Source organism: Aeromonas aquatica (assembly GCF_000764655.1).
GTDB lineage: Bacteria > Pseudomonadota > Gammaproteobacteria > Enterobacterales > Aeromonadaceae > Aeromonas > Aeromonas aquatica.
This window is the reverse complement of sequence record NZ_JRGL01000147.1, coordinates 1-2958: the sequence shown is the minus strand read 5'-3', so window position 1 is coordinate 2958 and position 2958 is coordinate 1. Positions and strand designations below refer to the sequence as shown.

The 2958-nt window shown below is 45.7% G+C and carries 4 protein-coding genes; all 4 read right to left on the bottom strand.

Going from position 1 to position 2958, the window contains the following annotated elements:
- Positions 1–216 precede the first annotated feature (216 nt).
- Complete coding sequence (gene chbA / locus LG30_RS0118715; protein ID WP_033132209.1) at positions 217–567, bottom strand: PTS N,N'-diacetylchitobiose transporter subunit IIA; 351 nt, start codon at positions 565–567, stop codon at positions 217–219.
- 32 nt (positions 568–599) lie between these two features.
- On the bottom strand, positions 600–917 hold the full coding sequence (locus LG30_RS0118710) for a PTS sugar transporter subunit IIB (RefSeq protein ID WP_033132208.1): 318 nt from the start codon (positions 915–917) through the stop codon (positions 600–602).
- 45 nt (positions 918–962) lie between these two features.
- Positions 963–2312, bottom strand: a complete 1350-nt coding sequence (locus tag LG30_RS0118705; protein WP_033132207.1) for a 6-phospho-beta-glucosidase — start codon at positions 2310–2312, stop codon at positions 963–965.
- A 13-nt stretch (positions 2313–2325) separates the two neighbouring features.
- Positions 2326–2958, bottom strand: a 633-nt coding sequence (locus tag LG30_RS0118700) for a GntR family transcriptional regulator (RefSeq protein ID WP_033132206.1), incomplete at its 5' end; no start/stop codon positions are given.

Genomic DNA, 2958 nt, shown 5'->3' with positions numbered 1-2958 from the left:
CAGGATTGCGAGAATCGCTCGGATTATTGTCCGCCGCCGCATTGCCGTTGTCCTCGGTAGAGTCGGTACACGCCGACAGTCCGAGCATCGCGGTGATAATAACCACGGCTATTTTGGATTTATTGAAAAGTCCATTTTTTTCCATGTCAAAACTCCATTTAAACAATGAGTTAAATTGGCTTGCTATTAAGTAGTATTAAATTGAAATGTCGCTGATTACTTTTCTGACAACCGTTTATAAACCTGAATCAACTCTGCAATTAATTCACGAGCAAGCATGGAGGTCATCAAATGATCCTGCGCATGGACCATGACAAGCGTCATTTTGGTCTTGCCTTCTCCCTGATCATGTTCGATTAATTGAGTTTGAACCAGATGAGCTTCATTTAACGCAGCCCTGGCCTCTTGCATCACTTCTTCTGCTTTCAAAAAATTGCCTTGTTTGGCAAAAGAGAGTGCTTCATAGGCACAACTGCGTGCATTACCGGAATTGATGATCAATCCCATTACCTGTTCTTCCAGATCAGAGGCGATATCCTCTGAACCAGGCAGTTCAATATCAAGCATATTCACCGGTCTTCCTGCTTTACGTGGATGGACTATGCACTCTGATGTGCTTTGATCATGGCGATGGATGATTTCAATAATGCCAGGCCATCCATCTTGCCATAGATTAAGGAGTCAATGATGGCCACCGGCTTATCAGGAAACTTGCCAGCAAAGTCATTGAGCATATATTTAATTTGTGGCCCAAGCAGAATCAGATCGGCTTCGGGTCCTTTTTCCAGAATTAATGATTCGGAGAATGCCTGAATATCTACCGGAACTGCATGTTTGGTCGCGTGCTCCTTCATCTTATTAACCAACAATGACGTTGACATACCTGCGGCACAAAAAAGATATATTTTCTTATTCATATGACACCTGAATTTATATGTTATGACTCACCCTCACGTTACTATCTAATCACTCAATTGTGCAATCACTTTATCAAACTGCGGCAAGTATTTCTGATGAGCCAATAACATTTCATTGACGATAGTTTTCGCTGATGTATCTGAATGAATCAGCGGACTCAAATTCATGGCCACGATCAGGTCTTGGTAATTTCCTGTCAGGGCCGCCTTGCTGGCTGCAATCTCAAAAGATTTAATCGAACTGATGATACCCAGTACGCGTTCGTCAAAATATTCAATTTGAGCTTTAGGCTTGGCCCCCTCTTTACTGATGGTGCAGCTAATTTCAATGCACCAGTCATGTGGAATGTTTTTGACATGGCCATTATTACAGATATTTACATAATGCTCGGTGTGACTGTCGTTCACGATTGCACTGATGACATCACAGGCCGCATCAGAATAATAAGCTCCGCCACGTTCTTCCAGTTGCTTTGGCTTGATATCCAGCTCGGGGTCCTGATAGAGCTTGAACAGGTCAGCTTCAATCGTTTGTACGACTTCGGCACGGGTCCCGCCCTTGTAATACTCACCCAGTTCTATCGCCGACATCTCTTTTTCTTTGATGTAATAGCGCAGGTAAGGACAAGGGAGCAGCTTCAAGCCATTGATGAAATCCATATCGAAGGGAAGATCGGACACATTCTTCACCGAGGCCGACTGTTGGTTACTGTCCCTGGTCACCTCCGCCAGCAGCTGCTCCATCTTCGAGTCGCCATCGATGAGGAAATCCTGCATGAACACCATATGATTCAGGCCAAAGAGATCCATATTCACCTCGGCATGCTCATCACAGCGGAGCAACTCCCTGGCAAACATCTTCATGCCAACGGGCACATTACAGACCCCGATGAAACGACGGAAATCGGTGTGGCGATGGACCGCCTCGGTAATCAGACCCGCCGGATTGGTAAAATTGATAAGCCAGGCATTCGGACACAGCTCTTCAATATCCTTGATGATAGAAAAGACGACCGGGATCGTTCGCAGCGCTTTGAACAGCCCGCCGGCACCGTTCGTCTCTTGCCCCAGCACTCCGTGAGAAAGCGGGATCTTTTCATCCTTGGCCCGCGCATCCAATTGCCCGACGCGAAATTGCGTAGTCACAAAATCGGCACCTGGCAGGGCATCGCGTCTGTCCAGCGTTTGGTAGAGCTTGATGGGCAGGCCCGCTTTTTTGATCATCCGCTGGCACAGGTTAAAGATGATGCCCAGCTTTTCTGCCCCGTCGGCCACATCCACCAACCAGAATTCGCTGATCGGCATCTCATGATAACGCTTGATGAATCCCTCCATCAGCTCCGGGGTATAACTGCTCCCACCACCGATAGTCACCACTTTAATCGCTTTCTGCATATGACCAACCTGATTATCTGTGTAATAAAGTGACGTTATTCAACTCATACTGCCAACTATAATGCTCGGCCAATGTATAGGAGATGGTGTATTCAACCAGTCGATCCCGTTCATAAGCAGCACGAATTACTTTTACTGCGCAGCTGAGCGCCGATGTATCTAATTTACTGGCCGTGTCCAGCAATATAAAACCAGCAGATAATGTTTCAACACCACGGTCGAATTTCACTTGATATTCTTGCAGTAATAACTGGTAAAGAGACTGATTACTTTCTACTTTTTTGTCTAACTCAGGAAACCGATCGGCACAAAGATAATTGAGCTCTTGAATAGATTTCACACCATCGACACTGCGCACACGCTCCAGACAAATAACATTCTCACCTGAGAAACCGCTTAACTCTCCGTGCGCTGGGGTTGCCATCACGTAACAATTAAGAAGCTCAGTAGCCACTTCTTTACCAATTGTTTTCATGTCTTGAGTCAGGCTACCAAATTCAAACGAGTTAATCATCTTGTTATTGTTTATATATATTCCAGAACCGTGACGAACGTCAATTATCTTCTCTTCTTTTAATAATGCCAACGCCTTGCGAATGGTTACCCGGCTTACCGAAAACTGCTGTGCCAACGTCCTCTCATCGGG

What these genes read in the sequence shown, in the direction of transcription:
- chbA (WP_033132209.1), bottom strand. Translation starts at nt 567, where the DNA reads ATGCTTGATATTGAACTGCCTGGTTCAGAGGATATCGCCTCTGATCTG.
- LG30_RS0118710 (WP_033132208.1), bottom strand. Translation starts at nt 917, where the DNA reads ATGAATAAGAAAATATATCTTTTTTGTGCCGCAGGTATGTCAACGTCA.
- LG30_RS0118705 (WP_033132207.1), bottom strand. Translation starts at nt 2,312, where the DNA reads ATGCAGAAAGCGATTAAAGTGGTGACTATCGGTGGTGGGAGCAGTTAT.